This is a genomic window from Falsihalocynthiibacter sp. CO-5D18, from assembly GCF_041205445.1.
GTDB classification, from domain to species: Bacteria; Pseudomonadota; Alphaproteobacteria; order Rhodobacterales; family Rhodobacteraceae; genus Falsihalocynthiibacter; species Falsihalocynthiibacter arcticus.
The window spans coordinates 1-2352 of sequence record NZ_JBGFCF010000043.1 but is presented as its reverse complement, the minus strand read 5'-3'; the positions used below and the strand labels follow the sequence as shown (position 1 = coordinate 2352).

The following is a 2352-nucleotide window of genomic DNA, read 5'->3' as shown; positions in this document are numbered from 1 at the left end:
TGAAGTGGTCCGGCAAATTCGGACAGCGTGCTAAGATGTATCCAACACAAGCGAATGGATACGAGAATGACAAAGCGACGGAACTTTTCAGACAATTTTAAGGCTGCTGTGGCGCTTGAAGCACTGCGCGGAGACAAGACGGTTCAGGAGATTGCTGTGGCGCTTGAAGCACTGCGCGGAGACAAGACGGTTCAGGAGATTGCTGCCAAGCGCCAACTCCACCCTACGCAGGTGAGTACATGGAAACGGCAGGCGATTGAGGGCATGGCCGGAGTGTTTTCTGACAAGATCAAGAAGGCTGAGAATAAAGACGGTGAGATCAAGGAGCTTCATGCGAAGATTGGCCAACTCGCGGTGGAAAACGATTTTTTGTCACAAGGGCTGAAGCGATGAGCCCCACTGAACGTCGTGAGATGATCCGCAAAAAGAACACCCAGCTGAGCTTGACCCGCCAGTGTAAGCTGCTCAAGATCAGCCGTTCATCTATCTATTACACGCCGGTTGGGATGAATGCTGAGACACTTAAACTGATGCATGAGATTGATAGGGTGTTCACCAAATACCCGTTCTTCGGAAGCCGCCAGATTGCTGCTTACCTTCCTCAGTCTGGCTTTTCAGCTGGGCGACACCGTGTTCGACGCCTGATGAACATCATGGGGTTGCAGACCATCTACAAGGGCCCAAACACGAGTAAAAAGCATCCTCAACATCGGATCTATCCCTATCTGCTTAGAAAGCTCTCAATTACGCGGCCCAATCAGGTTTGGTGCAGCGACATCACCTACATCCCAGTCAAAAACGGCTTTCTGTATCTGGTGGCGATCATGGACTGGGCGACGCGAAAAGTGCTGACTTGGCGGCTCTCAAATACGCTGGATGCCAGCTTCTGTGTTGAGGCGCTGGAGGAGGCTATCTTCAAATACGGCAAGCCAGAGATCATGAACACCGATAGTCATATAATGGGCACCAGTTCTCGGGCGGTTTGACTCAAACACTGATCGGCCGTTCTCTGGGTTGGTGCCGCTTGGCTTTCCGGTTTGGTTTGACCCAAACAGCGACCGACCTGACACGTGTCTTTCCCTGGACCTGTCGACCGCCCGGGAACGTCTTGCGGTGAGACTTTGTCTCGAAGATGCCGCGTGACCCAAGAAGGGCCTGACCGTTTGGTCTCATGACTGTCCTGTCCGTGCATTTTTTGACGAAGTTCGTTCAATCGAAAGCTGCAAAAGGATAACAGCATGGCCAATCCCTCACAAGCTTCACCCGTCGTTGGTGGAGTTGATACTCACAAAGATCTGCATGTTGCTGCTGTCGTTGATCAGAACGATCAGGTGCTTGGCACGCAAAGCTTTGCCACGACGCGGCAGGGCTACAAACTGATGCTTGCTTGGATGCGGTCATTCGGAGAGTTGCGGCGCATTGGTGTTGAATGTACCGGGAGTTATGGTGCGGGTCTTTTACGGTATATGCAGACCGCTGGCGTCGCTGTTCTTGAAGTCACTGCGCCGGACAAGCAGGATCGAAGAAGGCGCGGCAAAAACGATGACTTTGATGCGGAAAGTGCCGCTCATGCAGCCTTCGCAGAGCGGCGCACCGTAACCCCGCGCAGTCGAGATGGGATGGTGGAATCTCTGCGTGTGCTTAAGGTTTGTCGCAAAACGGCCGTCCAAGCGCGGCGGATCGCATTACAAATCATCCAGACGACAATCGTTTGCGCGCCTGATCGATTACGCGACACCCTGCGCAAGATGACCCGTATGCAATTGATCAGGACTTTGGCAGCTTGGCGGCCTGATTTAACTGGGTATCGTGATGTCGAAGAAGCTTACAGGATAGCGTTCAAATCTCTGGCGCGTCGTTATCTTGATTTACAAGATGAAGTTGCCGATCTTGATATTATGATCCAAGCAATCGTCACAGAACTGGCCCCCGAACTGATAGCACGCAACTCAATCGGGCTGAACAGCGCGGCCCAATTGTTGCTAACCGCGGGCGACAATCCTGAACGCCTCAGGTCTGAAGCCAGCTTTGCCGCGCTATGTGGCGTTAGCCCGGTCCCAGCCTCATCCGGCAAAACCACACGGCATCGCTTGAATCGAGGTGGCGACCGCGCCGCAAATAGTGCCTTACACATCATTGCAATTGGGCGGTTGCGACTGGATCCAAAGACCCAAGAATATGTTGCACGTCGCGTAGCCCAAGGTCATTCAAAACTCGAAGCAATACGCTGCCTCAAAAGATACATAGCACGAGAAGTCTTCAACATCATTGCGCGACGCCACAAACAGATTAATCAGGCTCAGATTGCCGCTTGACACTTAGAAGGGCGTCCAGGGCAGCCAATATACAGGC

Annotated in this window: 1 protein-coding gene and 1 pseudogene; both read left to right on the top strand. The window is 52.8% G+C overall.

The genetic code is table 11. The features are described from left to right. Window positions 1-123: 123 nt before the first annotated feature. Window positions 124-974 (top strand): annotated as a pseudogene (locus AB9F27_RS21685) (IS3 family transposase); the annotation flags it as partial. A 264-nt stretch (window positions 975-1238) separates the two neighbouring features. Next, window positions 1239-2315 (top strand): IS110 family transposase, encoded by a 1077-nt coding sequence (locus tag AB9F27_RS21680; RefSeq protein ID WP_369758174.1) that lies wholly within the window; start codon window positions 1239-1241, stop codon window positions 2313-2315. Window positions 2316-2352 lie beyond the last annotated feature (37 nt).

Excerpts from the sequence above, each read along its gene's own strand:
- AB9F27_RS21680 (WP_369758174.1), top strand. The coding sequence starts at position 1,239 with ATGGCCAATCCCTCACAAGCTTCACCCGTCGTTGGTGGAGTTGATACT.